This window comes from Pontibacillus salicampi (assembly GCF_042434395.1).
GTDB lineage: Bacteria > Bacillota > Bacilli > Bacillales > BH030062 > Pontibacillus > Pontibacillus salicampi.
Genome location: NZ_JBHLTP010000011.1, coordinates 461,187 through 478,054 on the forward strand (window position 1 = coordinate 461,187; position 16,868 = coordinate 478,054).

The 16,868-nt window shown below is 39.5% G+C and carries 20 protein-coding genes and 1 other annotated feature; of the genes, 7 read left to right on the forward strand and 13 right to left on the reverse strand.

Annotated elements, in window-relative coordinates:
• Nucleotides 1-4: 4 nt before the first annotated feature.
• The 3 genes from opp3C to ACFFGV_RS14390 form a co-directional block, all read right to left on the reverse strand.
• Nucleotides 5-1,159, reverse strand: coding sequence for an oligopeptide ABC transporter permease (opp3C, locus tag ACFFGV_RS14380; RefSeq protein WP_377349119.1), 1,155 nt, complete (start codon nt 1,157-1,159; stop codon nt 5-7).
• A complete protein-coding gene (opp3b, locus tag ACFFGV_RS14385) occupies nt 1,159-2,088 on the reverse strand; it encodes an oligopeptide ABC transporter permease (RefSeq protein ID WP_377349122.1) in 930 nt (309 codons plus the stop codon). Before opp3b ends, opp3C begins: the two co-directional genes overlap by 1 nt.
• A gap of 238 nt (nt 2,089-2,326) precedes the next feature.
• Nucleotides 2,327-4,084 (reverse strand): peptide ABC transporter substrate-binding protein, encoded by a 1,758-nt coding sequence (locus tag ACFFGV_RS14390; RefSeq protein WP_377349125.1) that lies wholly within the window; start codon nt 4,082-4,084, stop codon nt 2,327-2,329.
• A gap of 399 nt (nt 4,085-4,483) precedes the next feature.
• Here ACFFGV_RS14390 and ACFFGV_RS14395 point away from each other — a divergent pair, with 399 nt between their 5' ends.
• On the forward strand, nt 4,484-4,855 hold the full coding sequence (locus tag ACFFGV_RS14395; RefSeq protein WP_377349127.1) for a DUF3899 domain-containing protein: 372 nt from the start codon (nt 4,484-4,486) through the stop codon (nt 4,853-4,855).
• Nucleotides 4,856-4,902: 47 nt separating this feature from the next.
• Nucleotides 4,903-5,111: a binding site (T-box leader), on the forward strand.
• 65 nt (nt 5,112-5,176) lie between these two features.
• Nucleotides 5,177-6,178, forward strand: a complete 1,002-nt coding sequence (gene trpS / locus ACFFGV_RS14400; RefSeq protein WP_377349130.1) for a tryptophan--tRNA ligase — start codon at nt 5,177-5,179, stop codon at nt 6,176-6,178.
• 52 nt (nt 6,179-6,230) lie between these two features.
• On the opposite strand, the gene ACFFGV_RS14405 is transcribed toward trpS, so the two are convergent.
• From ACFFGV_RS14405 to ACFFGV_RS14415, 3 genes are all read right to left on the reverse strand, one after another.
• Nucleotides 6,231-6,488, reverse strand: coding sequence for a hypothetical protein (locus ACFFGV_RS14405; protein WP_377349133.1), 258 nt, complete (start codon nt 6,486-6,488; stop codon nt 6,231-6,233).
• Nucleotides 6,489-6,613: 125 nt separating this feature from the next.
• Nucleotides 6,614-7,369, reverse strand: a complete 756-nt coding sequence (locus ACFFGV_RS14410; RefSeq protein ID WP_377349136.1) for a YjbA family protein — start codon at nt 7,367-7,369, stop codon at nt 6,614-6,616.
• A gap of 84 nt (nt 7,370-7,453) precedes the next feature.
• Nucleotides 7,454-7,666: a YuzI family membrane protein gene (locus ACFFGV_RS14415; RefSeq protein WP_377349138.1), complete on the reverse strand. Its 213-nt coding sequence runs from the start codon at nt 7,664-7,666 to the stop codon at nt 7,454-7,456.
• 229 nt (nt 7,667-7,895) lie between these two features.
• Here ACFFGV_RS14415 and ACFFGV_RS14420 point away from each other — a divergent pair, with 229 nt between their 5' ends.
• Nucleotides 7,896-8,951 carry an LCP family protein gene (locus ACFFGV_RS14420; protein ID WP_377349140.1) on the forward strand — a complete coding sequence of 352 codons (1,056 nt, stop codon included), beginning with the start codon at nt 7,896-7,898 and terminating at the stop codon, nt 8,949-8,951.
• Nucleotides 8,952-9,192: 241 nt separating this feature from the next.
• Here ACFFGV_RS14420 and fabF read toward each other — a convergent pair whose 3' ends face one another.
• Both fabF and ACFFGV_RS14430 read right to left on the reverse strand, forming a co-directional pair.
• On the reverse strand, nt 9,193-10,434 hold the full coding sequence (gene fabF / locus ACFFGV_RS14425) for a beta-ketoacyl-ACP synthase II (protein ID WP_377349142.1): 1,242 nt from the start codon (nt 10,432-10,434) through the stop codon (nt 9,193-9,195).
• 18 nt (nt 10,435-10,452) lie between these two features.
• Nucleotides 10,453-11,397: a beta-ketoacyl-ACP synthase III gene (locus ACFFGV_RS14430; RefSeq protein WP_377349144.1), complete on the reverse strand. Its 945-nt coding sequence runs from the start codon at nt 11,395-11,397 to the stop codon at nt 10,453-10,455.
• Nucleotides 11,398-11,588: 191 nt separating this feature from the next.
• Here ACFFGV_RS14430 and ACFFGV_RS14435 point away from each other — a divergent pair, with 191 nt between their 5' ends.
• Nucleotides 11,589-11,801, forward strand: a complete 213-nt coding sequence (locus ACFFGV_RS14435) for a hypothetical protein (RefSeq protein WP_377349147.1) — start codon at nt 11,589-11,591, stop codon at nt 11,799-11,801.
• 64 nt (nt 11,802-11,865) lie between these two features.
• Here the strand turns inward: ACFFGV_RS14435 and ACFFGV_RS14440 are convergent, their stop codons facing one another.
• From ACFFGV_RS14440 to ACFFGV_RS14450, 3 genes are all read right to left on the reverse strand, one after another.
• On the reverse strand, nt 11,866-12,861 hold the full coding sequence (locus ACFFGV_RS14440) for a BMP family ABC transporter substrate-binding protein (protein ID WP_377349148.1): 996 nt from the start codon (nt 12,859-12,861) through the stop codon (nt 11,866-11,868).
• A 106-nt stretch (nt 12,862-12,967) separates the two neighbouring features.
• The gene (locus tag ACFFGV_RS14445; protein WP_377349150.1) at nt 12,968-13,561 is read right to left on the reverse strand and encodes a hypothetical protein; all 594 of its coding nucleotides are present in this window, start codon (nt 13,559-13,561) and stop codon (nt 12,968-12,970) included.
• 47 nt (nt 13,562-13,608) lie between these two features.
• Nucleotides 13,609-14,367 carry a hypothetical protein gene (locus tag ACFFGV_RS14450; RefSeq protein WP_377349152.1) on the reverse strand — a complete coding sequence of 253 codons (759 nt, stop codon included), beginning with the start codon at nt 14,365-14,367 and terminating at the stop codon, nt 13,609-13,611.
• A gap of 180 nt (nt 14,368-14,547) precedes the next feature.
• Here ACFFGV_RS14450 and ACFFGV_RS14455 point away from each other — a divergent pair, with 180 nt between their 5' ends.
• The gene (locus ACFFGV_RS14455; protein WP_377349154.1) at nt 14,548-14,727 is read left to right on the forward strand and encodes a YjzD family protein; all 180 of its coding nucleotides are present in this window, start codon (nt 14,548-14,550) and stop codon (nt 14,725-14,727) included.
• Between the two features lie 101 nt (nt 14,728-14,828).
• Here ACFFGV_RS14455 and ACFFGV_RS14460 read toward each other — a convergent pair whose 3' ends face one another.
• Nucleotides 14,829-15,008, reverse strand: coding sequence for a YjzC family protein (locus ACFFGV_RS14460; RefSeq protein WP_377349156.1), 180 nt, complete (start codon nt 15,006-15,008; stop codon nt 14,829-14,831).
• Between the two features lie 74 nt (nt 15,009-15,082).
• Nucleotides 15,083-15,436: a hypothetical protein gene (locus ACFFGV_RS14465; protein WP_377349158.1), complete on the reverse strand. Its 354-nt coding sequence runs from the start codon at nt 15,434-15,436 to the stop codon at nt 15,083-15,085.
• 143 nt (nt 15,437-15,579) lie between these two features.
• Between ACFFGV_RS14465 and ACFFGV_RS14470 the strand changes: the two genes are divergently transcribed.
• Nucleotides 15,580-16,407, forward strand: coding sequence for an undecaprenyl-diphosphate phosphatase (locus ACFFGV_RS14470; RefSeq protein WP_377349160.1), 828 nt, complete (start codon nt 15,580-15,582; stop codon nt 16,405-16,407).
• Between the two features lie 153 nt (nt 16,408-16,560).
• Nucleotides 16,561-16,704 (forward strand): lmo0937 family membrane protein, encoded by a 144-nt coding sequence (locus tag ACFFGV_RS14475; protein WP_377349162.1) that lies wholly within the window; start codon nt 16,561-16,563, stop codon nt 16,702-16,704.
• The last annotated feature ends 164 nt before the right edge of the window (nt 16,705-16,868 follow it).

The window sequence follows — 16,868 nt, forward strand, 5'->3', positions numbered from 1 at the left end:
CTTTCTAATCACGCATTTTCGGATCTAATGCGTCACGAAGTCCGTCTGCTACGATGTTAAATGCAATCATAATCAACGAGATTACGATAGACGGGAACCATAGCATATAAGGATATATTTGGAACGATTTGAATGCATCATCAATTAATGTACCAAGAGAAGCAAGCGGTGGCTGTAATCCTAATCCGATATAGCTTAGGAAAGCCTCGAAGAATATTGCTTGTGGAATGGTAAACATTGTATTAATAATGATTAAACCAGTAACGTTCGGAATTAAGTGTTTCATTAATATTCTAGAATCGCTGGCACCTAACGTTCTCGAAGCAAGAACGAATTCTTGATTTTTCAGCTTTAGGATATTCCCTCGTACAATACGCGACATCCCTACCCAACCGGTTATCGTTAAGGCGAGTGTAATAGAGGCAATTCCAGGCTCTAGCACCAGAATCATCAGAATAACTACCACTAAGTTCGGGATACCAACTAATATTTCTACAACACGCTGCATATAGTTATCAACACGCCCGCCATAATAGGCAGAGATGCCACCATAGGCTACACCAATAATCATGTCAATGACTGCTGCAAGTATCGCAATATACAGAGAAATTCGTGTACCTGTCCATACTCTTGTCCATAAATCTCGTCCAAGCTGGTCTGTCCCAAACCAGAAATAATGTTCTTCCACTCCGTTGGTGGCATACACATCATGCTTGAATTCTACTTTTGCTAGTTTATCACCAGATGCTTCATTGATTACACGTGATTCAATATTTTCTGGCTCTGCTTCAAACACATATAATGCTTTTTCCTCTAAGGCCTCAACAGACTCTCCCTCTAAAACTTCCGTTTGGGTCCCACTAAGTGGAAGCCAGGAGACACCCTCTAACCCTTGTACACGAGGCGGTAGATTCGTACGCTCTTTATGTTGCTCTTTAAAAGAATAATCGTTAAAGAACGGACCGAAGATAGACATCAGACCAACGAAAAGAAGAATGATGATACCAAGAATCGCACCCTTATTTTTTCGAATACGAATCCAAGCATCCTGCCAGTAACTAAGTTGAGGTCTGGAGATTTCTTCGCTCTTTTGGCCCGTAATATCGTACGGCTCGAACTGATCTTTGCTGTAGTTACGGTTTTGATTTTCGTCTGCCATTATTTCTCTCCTCCTGCTAGTCGGATCCTTGGATCAATGATTCCATACAGAATATCAACGACTAATACTATAAAGATGAACAAGAAGGAGAATAATAATGTAGTTCCCATTATCATAGGAAAATCATTCGTCTGAATAGACTTTACAAATTGCTCCCCTAACCCTGGGATAGAGAAAATGTTCTCAATAACTAGGCTTCCTGTCATCAATGATACAGCTAATGGTCCAACGACAGTAATTAGCGGAATAATCGCATTACGCAATCCGTGCTTAAAGGTCACAAGCGTTTTGCTAAGTCCTTTTGCACGTGCTGTAATAATAAAATCTGATCCTAATACTTCTAACATTTCCGTTCTCATGAAACGTGCTGCTGTTGCAATCGTAAACATAGAAAGAGCAACAACTGGCAATATCATGTATTGTGGACCTTCCCAGAATGCTGCTGGAAGCCAGCCAAGTTTAACAGCAATATAATACTGAAGAATACCAGCAAACACGAAGTTAGGTACTGATTTGCCTAGAACAGCTAAGAAGGTAGCACCATAGTCCACGATGGTATTATGTCGAATTGCAGCGGCAATGCCAAGCAGCATGCCAACTACTAGTCCTAAAAGTAATGAAAGTCCTCCTAATTGCATGGAAGGTCCAATCTTACTTGCAATTAATCCAGATATTTCACGATTATCATATTGGAAGGAAATCCCTAGATCTCCAGTTGCTATATTTCCAATGTATCTTATATATTGCACAGGTACCGGGTCATCCAGCCCATAACGTGCTTCCATCATTTCTAATTGCTGAGCTGACATCTTATCTTCCATTGTAAAAGGAGATCCCGGTAACAATTTACTTAAGAAGAAAGTAATCGAAGCTATTAGAAATAGGGTAATAATCATATAAATGATTCGTTGCACTACATATTTACCCAAGATACAACACCTCCTGTTGTTAATTTTCTTACTATTAAGGTTATCATAATTTAGAAAATTGGAACATATTATTGTAAGGTTTGGTCAGTTAATGTCTAACAATGTCTGAATTTGCTGAAATGAACCAATATTCATTATTGTTTGAAAAATTACCCCTTAACAGGGAAAAGGAGAGTATGTGATTGCTAACTCCCACATACTCTCCTTCTTCATGTGTTAAAAGGCTTCGTGTAGAATCTTATTTTTCGATTTCTACATATTTGTAGCTGTAGTCGTTACCAAATGGGTTAAGCTGATCCATGTTCTTGATGTACGGCTGAGAAAGTACAGAACGTTTACGCTGGTAAACTGGTGCAATTGCCGCGTCATCTAGAAGAACTTTCTCTGCTTCTAACATTGCTTCAAAACGCTCAACTGGCTTAGTAGCAAGGTCGCCACGAGCAGATTTGATCAGTTTGTCGTACTCTTCGTTAGAGTAACCCATGTCATTGTTAGCTCCGCCAGTTACCCAAAGGTCTAGGAAGCTAATAGCATCCTTGTAGTCAGGACCCCAACCGGAGAAGGAAAGCTCATATTCAGATGCGTTTTCGATACGAACACGCTCTTTAAATGGAACATTCTTAAGGTTAATAGTAAGACCTTCTAGGTTTTTCTCCAATTGGTTCTTGAAGAATTCACTAGTAAGTTTTGCAGCTTCAGTATCACTAGAAAGGAAAGAAAGTTCAATAGTATCAAAGCCTAGATCTTCTTTCGCTTTAGCCCAGTGCTCTTGCGCCTTTTCTAAATCGTAAGGAAGTAATTCGTCACCATTGATTTCACGGAAGTCTTTGTCGTTCTCTGGGTGCTGTACAAATTCTTTAGGAATGAAGTAGTCTGCAGCATAACTGCTGTTACCTACTGTGACGTCAACATAATCTTCTTTACTGAATGCCATAGCAATTGCTTTACGGAAGTTTTCATTTTGCATGAATTTTCCTTTTTCAGAAGATTTTTGGTTGAACTTCAAGTAGAACAATACAGCTTCAGTAAGTTCCTTGTAGTTTGCGTCTGTTTTATACTTGTCGATGAAGTCACCGCCAAGAGGAATACGATCCAGCTTGTCTGTGTTATAAAGGTTCACGTTAGTAGCACGTTCCTTAACTACACGCACATCGATATTTTCAACATCAACTGCATCCTTGTCCCAATACTGATCGTTCTTAACAAGTTTCCAGCTAGCTTCATGCTCCCAGCTATCTAGCTTGTAAGGACCATTGGAAAGATGAGTATCAGCTTCTAAAGCATATTTATCGCCTTGCTCTTCCACGAACTTCTTGTTAAGAGGATAGAAAGTTGGGAATGCAGCAAAGGATTCAAAGTATGGTACTGGTTTAGCAAGAGTTACTTTAAGAGTAGTTTCATCAACTGCTTCTACACCAAGATTAGCGTAGTCTTCTTCCGTAACTTCTTCTTCGTTATCAATCTTCTCAAGGATTTCGGAAGCACCCTTGATGTTACCGTCCATTAAGTATGGTCCGTACACAGAGTTTGTTTCAGGCTTAAGAGCTCTTCTCCAAGCGAATACAAAGTCTTCTGCTGTTACAGAGTCACCGTTAGCCCATTTAGCATCATCGCGTAAATGGAACGTATAAGTCTTACCATCTTCACTTACTTCAGTTTCATCTTTCTTAGCTACACCATCTACAATCTCTCCGCCAGTTTTCAAACGGAATAGACCTTCTTGTGTAGCAGAAGTGAACTGAATTCCTGTAGACGTTTGGGCTACACTGGAATCCATTGATGGAATTTCTGCTGGCTCAGAGATACGTAGTGTTTCATCATCGTTCTCTGCTCCTGATGCTTCATCACCTGAAGCGTCACCTTCTGTTTCCCCGCTGTTTTCGCCGCTATCGCCTTCTGAACCTGTATCACTATCAGATCCACCTGAACACGCTGCTAAAAATAATGTTAGCATTAGTCCAAGCACGAGAAGCAGCGACCATTTTGAGTTTCTCATTGTAAGAAATGACCTCCCCTGAAATAAATAATTCTATTATTTGGCAGATGGTTTTCATCTACAAATCAAATTATACAAGTTTTCGGACAATTTTGCATTACTTTTTTTGCACAAATTTTAAGAAAACCTTTAAAAATTACGTTTGTGTGACATAAAATAGGTATAATTACCTATAAAATTTAAGTTTAATTTAGCACTTTTTGTATCATATTGTTGTATTTATTCACTCTCATTTTATGTAACACTTATGATATTTGACCATTCACACTATATATCTTCAATTTGAGAGAATAAATATACCTTACATAATTTTCAGTCTATTTTACATTATTTACAATTCAGTACTAAGCTTGGACATGCTATAATATGTACTAGATTAGAATAAAGGAGTAGAATTGCATGGTCATTTTGCAAAACAAATGGTGGTTCCTTCTTATTAATGTAGTATTTAGTATTGTTTTCTTTTTACTAATTGCCCCCATATATAACTTATATCATTTTATCAACTCTGTTTTTTATGTTTCCTATTTTTATTTAATGGCTGCACTATTATTGTTTGTTATTAAAGGGAAATTTTTCGATGCCTTCACTTACAGCTTGAGAAGGTTTCAAAATCGAATGATGAAGGATCAAGACTTGATGGATGAATGGAAAACTAAAAAACTGCCTTCCGAATGGGTTAGACCATCTGTTCTAAAGGCTTTGTTCTTTCAAGGTGCTGTTCTTAGCTTTGGGATGATTGTCTTGCTAGCTTACTTCTATATGTTGTAACTTGCATTCCTGCTTGTAATTGCATATAATGCAAATACGAATTAAATAATGATGCGTTGAGAAAGAGTAGTACATCTCTTCCTCTGTCTATAGAGAGTCTGTGGTTGGTGGAAACAGATGGCACGTTGAGATGGAATTGGACTTTGGAGCAGTACTTCTGATGAGTAAGGAGTATCGCGCCCCAGGCGATATTGGGAAAAGCGATCTCTCTTTGGAGAGATAATTAGGGTGGCACCACGGTTCATTCGTCCCTACACACAGTTGTAGGAGATGAATGAACTTTTTTTGTGGAATTTCGAATAATTTGATGAGGTGATGTAATTGAAAACTGTATTTTCCGGCATTCAGCCAAGTGGAACGCTTACGATTGGAAACTACCTTGGAGCTATGAAGCATTTCCCAACGCTTCAGGAAGAGAACAATACTTATTTTTGTATCGTGGATGAGCATGCTATTACTGTGCCACAGGATCGATTAGAACTAAGACAGAACATTCGCTCTTTGGCGGCTCTTTATATTGCATGTGGTATTGACCCAGAAAAATCCACTCTATTTATTCAATCCGAGGTTCCTGCCCACACTCAATTAGGATGGATTCTTCAATGTGTAGCTTATATCGGTGAATTAGAACGAATGACACAGTTCAAGGATAAATCGTTTAAACAAGGAAAAGAAGGCGTATCTGCAGGATTATTAACCTACCCCCCTCTTATGGCATCAGATATTCTACTTTATGGTACTGATGTGGTACCTGTTGGAGATGACCAAAAGCAGCATCTTGAGCTGACACGTAATTTAGCACAACGTTTTAATAGTAAGTATAATGACATCTTTACTATACCAGAAATAAGTGTTTCTCAGGTGGGAGCAAGGATTATGTCCCTTCAAGACCCTACAAAAAAAATGAGTAAATCCGATGACAATGAAAAAGGATTTATTTCTATGCTGGATGATGAAAAACAGATTGAGAAGAAAATTAAAAGTGCAGTCACTGATTCTGAAGGAATTGTCCAATATGATGCTGAAAATAAACCAGGTATCTCCAACCTGCTCACGATTTATTCCAGCTTCTCTGGCGAGAGCGTGGATGCGATCGAACAAAGGTATAAAGGAAAAGGATATGGTGATTTCAAAGGGGATTTAGCTAAGGTTGTACAAGAAGCTATGCGGCCTATTCAGGAACGTTATTATGCGTTAATGGAATCGGACGAATTAGATGAAATACTAGACCATGGTGCAGAAAAAGCTAATCAAGATGCTATGAAAATCCTTCGTAAGGCAAAGAAAGCGGTTGGACTTGGACGAGTAAAAAAGAAGAGATAGTAGCATAAGAAGGAAGCAGCTGGTGCAATCCGGCTGCTTCTTGTTTTTCTCATTAGCTATCTTCTAATTGAAAGTAAATATGCTTTTTCGCTTGTTCCATGCTTGGAAAATACTTCACCTTTTCATCATGGTAGGATTGATCCGTCCATAAAGCATACCCCATTCCAGTTCGTTTAAACAACTCTGCCAATTCGGTAATATAATAGGTTACTTTTTCCGTGTCTACAGCTAAAGATCGCTGAAGCAACGCTTCTATAGAAGGCTGATCAAAAAAAGAACGATATAATTCAATTATTTTGATGTTTTCCACTGATGTACCTCCAAACTCCGTACTATGTATCCATTTTTTATTTCCTTGGTAATATCGTTTCCATTATAATATTCTACCCGCACAGAAAAAAAGGGGCTAACCCCATGTGCAATATAGCACGAGGGTTAGACTCCCTTGTTCACTTCATTATTTTGTTCTAGTTCCCATAGTTTTTCAAAGAAAGGTTGTCCTTTCACTAGCTTCCTGCAAAGCTCTTCATGCTCTTTTGTCCATCCATCTGTTACACCGTTGTAAAGCTGCTGCCAGGCTTGATGAAAGTCGAGCTGATTAATGGATCCGTAATAGCCAGGATCCCATTCAGTTAACCAATAACGTACCTCAGAAAGATTTTGAACTGTTTTTAATTGGTCCAACGTCATCATTAACAGTTGCTTAAGCTGGCGTTCCTTTCGCGTCAAACCAATCATGGTTACAGGGTGGGGAGAGAGAATATGATACTCTTTATCTCCTTCATCCTCGTGAAAATCATACGATTCAGGAGAGTGCTGTTCCACCATATCATAGACCAGTCTCTCCTGACGTGGAATTAACCGGCTTTTTCTTACAGGAAGTGTGTACCCCATTGTATCAACAGCTAGAATGGAAGTACCGTCTGTGACAATAAAAGCGTACTCTAAGGATATCCTTTCTTGGTTCTTACGTAAATATGCTCGTTTATACACCGCATCTAACAACGATTTTGGTAAATCCTGGAGGTCATTTTCAATGTAATGATAGAGCGATGCTTGTACATACAATAGTGGTACCTGGTCTAAGAGCTCAATCCCATCTTCTTTCCGCCATTCATGGAATGAACAAACGTTATAGCCATTCTCTTCTCCTTCGAACCAATTCACCCATACATCATGTAAATACAGCATTCTGAACCCTCTTTTCCAAAACGTTTTCTTCTGTAGAAATCAGTATGACCAGCACAGGAAATTTTATTCGAAATCACCCAACTTTTAACAGGAATCATCAGGAAATATAATCATTGCTACTGTAATAAGCACTATTCCAAACGGTAGTAAATAGCATTCAGGTCTTGTTTTTATAAATAATAAATAATCTATCCAGCCAAACCCAGCAGGCAGAAAGTTTAAGTACGCAATGATGGTAACGCCTCCTGACACAGCAAATCCGAACCCAGTCAAAAAAAGAAAGATGGATACCCACATCGCCTCTCCCCCCTGCCCGTCCCATTTTTCCTATATATATGTACAAGCCTACCCCCTCATTCCATTCTTTTTATACGAAATGTTATTCAAGTATGAAAGAAACTCTTTACTTCAATACTAATAAAGAGTATTTTATTAAATATGTGGTTTTTTTCTTACCACTTTGATGTTAGATAATTCAAACTAATAACAGAAATTATCGCAGCCTAATGGGAGAGGAGGTACATGGATGTCTGGAAAACGAGTAGTTCGTGTCAGAAAGAAAAGAAGACTTAGAAAAAGAAGAGTACTGCTAGCCGGCATCATTGTACTGTTATTATCTATAGTCTCTTATTCATCCTTTCAATTTGTAGCCGGTCAAAACCTCGGTTCTGAGAATGGTGGGATTGGCAATTCAGATGAAAACAAAGAAAAAACGGAGCAATTTGAAAATCGTCAGGAATATGATTTTGAGGAGCCGGAAGATAAAAAAATCAACATACTGTTTGTAGGGAGCGACCAACGAGAGGAAGAAGTCTCTAGAACAGATACGATCATGATTGGTCAATATGATACGGAAAGCGGCGAAGCAAAACTCGTTTCCATCATGAGGGACACATTCGTTGAGATTCCTGAATATGGCTATAACAAAATTAATGCATCTTATGCCATCGGAGACGTAGCACTTCTAACGGAAACCATCGAGAGCAACTTCGGAGTTCCAATTGATCACTATGCTGTCGTAAACTTTAATGGGTTCAAGGACATCATTAATACTATAGCACCAAGTGGAATTGAGATGGATGTTGAAAAAAGAATGCAATATCAGAGTGGTTCAGGTGATGTAAATATCGATTTATATCCTGGTGAGCAAATGCTGGACGGAGAAGAATTGTTAAACTATGCAAGGTTCCGCAGTGATAGCGAAAGTGATTTCGGTCGCGTTCGTCGTCAGCAGCAGGTGATGTCCGCTCTGAAAGAAGAAATGCTTTCCTTTAGCAGTGTACCAAGCCTTCCTAAGACAGCTGGCTTACTCACTTCCTATATTGCTACTGATATGACCAACACAGAAATAATGAATTATGGACGTAAATTCTTACTAGACCCTCCAGAGAACATGGAAACCAAACGAATTCCAGTCGAAGGTTCTTACACGAATGAACGTATTGAAGGCAAGGGTGCAGTTTTATCCCATAACGAGGAACAAAACCGCCAAGCTATACAAGAATTCTTAAACGGTACAGGCGCAACAGCCAATACGGAAACGGAATCTACTAATGAGGAATCCATTTCCTCACCATCTTAACAAGAGAGCCAGCGAGGCTCTCTTTTTTATTGCATGGATTTGTTTAGCCTAAAGTTGAGGTTAGGTTGATTCATACATATAAGGAGGGAGATAGTGGCAGACTTGGAATCGCAATAATTTTTGTTGGAGAAATATTCCTTATATTTCAAATCAAATATTCCAACAAAGTCACCATACAGTTTAACAATCATGAGAGCCTAACAAACAAGCACCCCCAACAAATTGGAGGTGCTTGTGAGTATTATCCTTCAAAGCGTTTGAAGATTAACGTGGCGTTGTGTCCACCAAAGCCTAAGGAATTACTGAGAACAGTATTTACACTTGATTGTCTAGCTTCGTTTGGCACAATATCCAGGTCACAGTCTGGATCTTTGTTTTCGTAATTAATGGTAGGGGGCAGGGTGTTATCTAAAATGGCTTTAATTGAAACAACTGCTTCTACTGCTCCAGCGGCACCTAGCAGGTGTCCTGTCATGGATTTAGTGGAGCTCATGGCTAGTTTGTATGCATAATCGCCAAATACGTTTTTTACTGCTTCTGTTTCAAATTTATCATTCAATGCTGTTCCTGTACCGTGAGCGTTAATGTAGTCTACTTCTTCAGGACTCAAACCAGCATTCTCCAGTGCCTGCTTCATAGAACGAGTCGCACCTTCTCCGCTTGGAGCAGGTGCTGTAATATGATGGGCATCTCCAGTAGATCCATATCCTACAATTTCAGCAAGAATGTTTGCTCCACGTTGTTGAGCGGATTCCAGTGTCTCCATAATAAGGACACCAGCACCTTCTCCCATTACGAAGCCACCACGCTCCTTATCAAAAGGACGGCTCGCTTTGGTTGGGTCCTCCTCTGTAGCAAGTGCCTTCATTGAAGAGAATCCAGCAAAAGAGATATTGGTTAGTGGTGCTTCTGTACCTCCTGCTATCATGATATCTGCATCTCCACGTTCAATTACTTTATAAGCATCTCCAATGGAGTTAGCACCTGATGCGCAGGCAGTTACGGTGCAGGAGTTAATTCCTTTTGCCCCAAGGGCGATAGATACTTGACCTGCTGCCATATCCGGAATCATCATTGGTACAAAGAAAGGACTAACACGACGTGCACCCTTATCTAAGAATTTACGGAAGTTATCCTCGTATGTGGTCATACCACCAATTCCAGACCCAATCCATACTCCCGTACGTGTATCGTTTTCTTCCGTTATTTCAAGATTTGCATCCTTAACTGCCATTTTGGCTGCTGCAAGTGCATACTGCGTGAATGGGTCCATCTTTTTGGCTTCTTTTTTATCCATATAATTTGCAGGGTCAAAATCCTTAAGTTCTCCTGATACATGTACAGGAAATTCTTCTTTATTAACTCGTGTAATGGGGCCAATACCTGACTTTCCATTCACAAGGCTATCCCACATTGTTTCTACATCATTACCGACGGGGGATACAGCTCCCATTCCAGTAATTACTACTCTTCTTGCATCCATAAGAACTTCCTCCTTCAATTAAATTCCATACCGTAATGCTACTGCGCCCCAGGTGAGTCCGCCACCGAAACCAACTAGCACTACAACATCGTTGTCTTTTATTTTACCGTTTTCTACGTTCTCTGATAAGGCAATTGGAATAGTTGATGAAGAAGTATTTCCATACCGTTTCACTGAAGTAGCCATTTTATCCTCTGGAATCTCCAATCGCTGCCTAGCTGCTTCCATTATACGAATATTGGCCTGGTGCGGAATGAGGAAATCTACTTCTTCTTTAGTGAGTCCTGCTTTTTCTAAGACATTTATAGAGGACTCTGGCATTTGCCTTACTGCGAACTTAAATACTTCTCGGCCATTCATTTTAATAAAATTGTCTTCTTTGCTTTGGTATAAATGCTCTGCTCCGCTTGGGTCGGCACCTAGCTCAAAGGATAGGATCCCCTTCCCTTCACTAACAGGTCCAATAACGGTAGCACCAGCTCCATCTCCAAATAAAACACAGGTGTTACGGTCTGTCCAGTCAGTAATCTTGGATAGCTTCTCAGCTCCAATGACTAGGACATTGTCATATACACCATTCTGGATAAATTGGGCCGCTGTAATCATACCATACATATAGCCTGCACAAGCTGCAGACATATCCATGGATGCGGCATTTGTTGCACCTAGCTTATGCTGTACCAGATTTCCGACGGATGGGAACGGAGAATCCGGTGTTACGGTTGCTACAACTATTAAATCAATATCTTCTGGCTTAAGATTCGCATGCTCCAATGCTTTAATAGATGCTTCATATGCCATATCTGATGTGTCTACTTCATCTGTGGCCAAACGACGCTCTTCAATTCCTGTCCGTGTACGAATCCATTCATCATTCGTATCAACCAGCTTTTCCATATCAAGATTTGTGAATACGCGATCTGGCACATAATGGCCAACTCCTAAAATCCCTGCGTTTCTCATATATTCAGCCCCTTAAAGGTAGTTTCTATTATCAATTCTTATGACTTGGTACTAATTTTAAGATAATATTACATGATATTCAAGTAAAACTCATCGTCATCGTTAGACAAACGCCCTATCAATTCGCCTCACCCTACCATATGATAATACCAAACAACGGTTGGATGCGTTTATGTGGAGGTGATGAGGTAATGGCTGAGAAAGAAAAAACTTCTGTCGACTTTAACCACTTTATGTTTGGAAAAAGAACTGATACGTCTTCTGAGCAAGAAGAAGAAACCAATAAAGAAGAAGCAGGCTCCTTTGATTTAGTGGATACGACAGAAACGATAATCGAAACGTACCATCAGCTTTCCCCTTATGTTAAAGAAATAACGAACATGATTAAAAAATGGAAAGGCTAACAGTACAAATAAATCCTCGTCCTCCTAATTATAAGGGACGAGGATTTTAGTTATATAGGCTATTTTACTTCTTTTTATTGCTACTCATGTCTTTATTCGTTTCATTTGGCAATTTGCCCGACTCTTTATAGGTTTCTACAGCTTGTACCACTTTCTTCTGAAGCGAGTCGGGTACAGTGGAGCTAAATTCACCAAGGGATATTGCATCCTCTTGAAAGTCATAGGTTAAAACGCCTTCTGGCAGTTCTCCCTTATGAAATTGCTTGGCGGCTTGTAAATATAGACGGTCTACGTGCTGAATAGTGCTCGTTAAAACCGTTTGATCACCAAAATTTGATTGATCTGAAACATAGCCGATAGCCTGTAATTCATTTTCCTTTATCGTTTCCATCAAGGGAACATTAAAGCCATCCCCAGCTGGATAGAAAACATCCACATTATCCAACTTCATCTCCTTAAACAAGAGCTTGGCTCTAGCGGAATTATCCCAGCTATTTACGTATTGAATAGAGATGTCGACATCGGTATTTTGATATTTAGCACCTTCATAGAAACCTTCAATTTCTGGCTGCCATTCATATGCACCCACTACTCCAACATGATTTGTCTCTGACATTCCCGCTGCTACCATGCCACCAAAAAACCCCATTGCATGAGAGTCGAAGTTCAGACTCGTGATATTTTCTCCACGGTCATTTCCATTAAAGAAGATAAAATGTATATCAGGGTATTCCTCCTGGAGTTCATCGAAGTATTTTCCAAAACTGCTGCCATGGCCAAATACTAGGTTTACACCTTCGTTCGAAAATTCTTCAACAGCCTTTTGAGCGGCTTCTTTATTTTGTATATGCTGTTTAAAATAGACATCAACACCAAGCTCTTCTTTTATATCTAACAGGCCAAGATACCCTTTCTTGCCCCACACTTGATCTTGCACAGTATGCTCTACCAGCATGCCCACTTTATGGACATTCCCTTGCCCCATAGCGTTAGAGCAACCGGTTACAGCTATTGAAGCTATGAACACTACCACCATTACCATTGCTAATCTCCATTTCACAAGCGAGCACCTCATTCACAAGAAATCTTTTCGAAACATTGTACAAATCTAGTGATATTGTACCTTGTTCTCCATGATTCGTAAATATTTCGAGGATGAGATGAATTTACGAAGTATAATATCCAGCAAATTGTTGGCGATGTTTGAGATAAGCCTGCTTCCTTTTGTCATAAGCAACAGACCGACCTAGTTCGATATCATGCTCTTTGTCACCACAATCGTCCATTCCAACTGTAACTAATGTCTTTTCGTTATAGTCTTCTTCATTTACTATCCGTGGAAGAAAGTCCTCTACAGGGATAGACTCCTCTCCAAGCTCCTCCACGGGAGTATCTATCCAAGGGCCATATAAGCTCGGCCCCCAAACGGTTGTCCAGCCCTCCATTGGAGTCGGTTTACTTCCGTTAAACACAAAACGAATGCGAGAAGTGGACGATAAGGATTGGAGACGTTCATAAGGTACTTGCACACCATTCTGCTCCATTACAAATATCGCCCTTACTTTATCCTCCTCTTCCTGCAAGCATTCTTCTATTGATTCATAAAAGGAAAAATTAGCATTCCTTCCGACATATAAATACACCGTTTCTTTTTGCTTAGTAAGCTTATCAATGCCGATTACTTTAACACCTTGTTCTAACAGCCGCTGCAATAAATGAAACCCCAATCCTTCTAAACAGCCCCATATCATAAATGTCATATCTATTCCCTCCTACTATACACTATGAAGAAAATGATGAATCATGCTTATATAGGGGAGTCGAGTCTTGTTTCCTGCTGCATTAAAAAATGTACGATGGATGGGGTGACACGAGGTAATATTGGTTGAATGGCGAGCTTTAACCAAACAGGGATACCTTGTTGCTCTTGGTTCTCTTCAAAACGCCTACTATGCTCATGAACAGAATAATAAGGACTTTGCACATCATGAAAAATTAAAGAGGGCGCTTTAGTCGAAACCAATGTAGCTGGCTGGATAACCTGCTCTTCTGTTTGTTTCTCTTCTATTTCATATGCCTTAGCCAGCTCTTTATTTAGCTTTTTAAAGTATAACTGGTTGGATTGCTCTTGATTATACATTGCTTTCAGGTCAAGACATGGTGTAAACATAATGTGGGAACGGATAGGAATATCGTATTTTAATTCCCACCGAAATGCAGTGTATGTTCCCATGCCTTCGGATACTACATGTATAAAGGGATTTACAATCTCCTGCCGCTTCACAGTTTGGAAGACTTGCTGTAAAAGGTGAGTCGTTTTAGGACTGCCCCACCCATTTCCATATAAATGACACGTAAATAATGTGTATCCTCTATTTAATAGTGATTGCAATAACTCTGCCCTAGCTGGATGTTCACTCCAAAAAGACTGATGCTCTTCTACATAATGACCAGCATCTCCTAAATAAAGCACCAGGAATCCGTTCGGTTTTTCTGGTATGTGTAGAAGACACGGCTGTTTATCTAGCGTAAACGTTCTAGTGATAGTTGCCTGGGAGTTATCCATACGTCTCTCATCCTTTATAAAAGGGTTATATCCTTTATAATGTATGTTTGTAATATTACGTTGTATGGTCGAATGCCTTGTTATTGAAAAGTAATCCCCATCCCATTAAAAAATTTTGGTTTCTTTTTTTGAAAACGTTTGATAAACTTAAAGCAGAATGTCGAATTAGAGGTGAGCTATATGCGTTTATTCTGGACTATTTTCTGGAGCTTTTTATTAAGCTTAATGGTTACATATGTTGTTTCAAGCATCAATGTTGGTCCATTTAAGCTAACCAATGCTATCGTGTTAACAGTCGGTTTCACCTTAACCGTAGTCCTCCTTGCTGAAGGCGGTCTTAAAGAAGAATCAGATTCCTAGGACGATAGATAATATCTATTCGTTCTTTTTCGAGGTAAATGCAGAAAATCCTCCTTCCAGCTGAGGAAGGAGGATTTTTTGTGTGGTTTTCTATTGTTATATTATGGTTTTCTTTTATAGGTCCAAACACGATCTTGATTGGTGTTTTCAGGAAATGTCTGACCAGAATGAAGGCGGACCTGTCTTGGATCCTTCACCATACTTCCTGTTTCACCGATTTCTACATATACACCATTATTTGGCGCCTTATCGCCATGCTTAAACTGATGTCTTTGCCCCATTTGCTTAACTCCTTTTATTTGTCTTTACGTGTAGTTTGAGTTGGATGGGGATTTTTATACGAAAGGTAAATATTTTAATACCAGGGTAATGGGTTGATGCCAAGAAGCGCTCCTAATGGTAAAATATATCTTTGGAACCTTTTTGGTGGTTGGTAGGTATTGTAGGCAGCCTGATTTCCTTGTCTTTGATACGGCTGTCGTAAGGAAATATTTGCTTTGACCTGATGATGAGGCGGTGCAGCCATCGAAGAAGTACCTTCTACATTTTGTGGTACAGCAATATATACATATTCTCCGTCGAGGCCGGTGATTATGCCGTCTACATACTGTCCGTCAGCCAGCTCTGCAAGCACGTATTGTTTCATATGCTTGTTACACAATGAATACATATGAGGATAGTTCTGGCTTTGCCCTTTACCAAATTTCAAATGAAACGACCTCCCTCTTTTAGTTATAGGATATTCACCCATACCCATCTATGTGCGTACGAATGATGTACAGTGGAACTTAGTTACTTAAATAGGGTAAGTACCTAGGAAAGAAAAAGGTCAACACAGGAGGATAATACAAGATGGAAAAATTATATGAACTGCTCCAATTCTTATTTCTAGGATTGTTTCAAGGATTTACAGAACCAATACCCATCTCATCTAGTGGTCACCTTGTTATGGTGAAGGAAATATTTGGATTGAGTGGGCAGTTGCAAGGATTAACCTTTGAAGTCCTGGTGAACTTCGGATCTCTCATTGCTGTTCTGATTGTTTACCGAAAAGACCTTATACGACTTATTGTTAATGGAACAGGCTATCTCTTATCCAAAAATCGTTCAGAGGTGCAAAAGGACGATTTTCGTTTTATTCTATACTTAATTATTGGTACCATTCCAGCAGGTGTCCTTGGAATTCTATTAGAGGATTGGATAGAGGCTACATTTGGTAACACAGCTAGCTTTGTAGGGTTAATGCTCATTATTACTGGTTTGGCGCTATGGGTTATTCGTAACCTTAAAGGATATAAAGGAGATAGAGAAATTGGCTGGAAGGAAGTCTTAATTGTAGGACTAGCTCAGGCTGTAGCCTTGATCCCTGGCATTAGCCGTTCAGGTGCCACCATTGTTGCTGCCATGCTAATCGGCTGGAAGCAGGCCACTGCGCTGCGTTTCTCCTTTCTACTATTCATACCAGTCAGTCTTGGTACAGTTGTAATGAGTATTGGCGAACTAATTGAGCTCGGGGTTCTCTCTAATAATTTCATTCCATACGCATTAGCGTTCTTAGGCTCCGTTGTCGCTTCCTATTTCGCGCTGCTATGGTTTATGAATATTATGGCTAAAGGAAACCTAAAATACTTCTCCTTCTATTGCTTTATCGTCGGTGCGCTGGCATTTATTTTCTTATAAAGTACAAGCACTTTCTCATAAGAGGGAGTGCTTTTTTTATGGAAGGGAGAGAGACTTTATTACCATAGTAATTTGTAATGTAATTGTAGTCTTCTTATACGTTTAAATCTCTTTCTCCAAGGGGATGTTAATACTGAAAGGAGGAGATATAGTATGCTTTGGACCATACTAGTTGTTTTACTAATATTATGGTTGCTCGGTTTCTCTTTACAAATCGGCGGTGGAATTATTCATTTGTTACTCGTCATTGCATTGGTATTACTTATTATCAACCTCGTGAAAGGCATGAGGCGTTGACTACTCTAATAAAAAGGCTAGGGACTGGCAGAAACAGTCCCTAGCCTTTTATTTTTAGGGATACTAACGCAATTACCCTATTCTTAGTTACAATTTCTTAAATTATTGGAATGCTCCTCCTCTTTCACAAATCAATAAAAACTGCCGAGCCATACTAAGCTCGA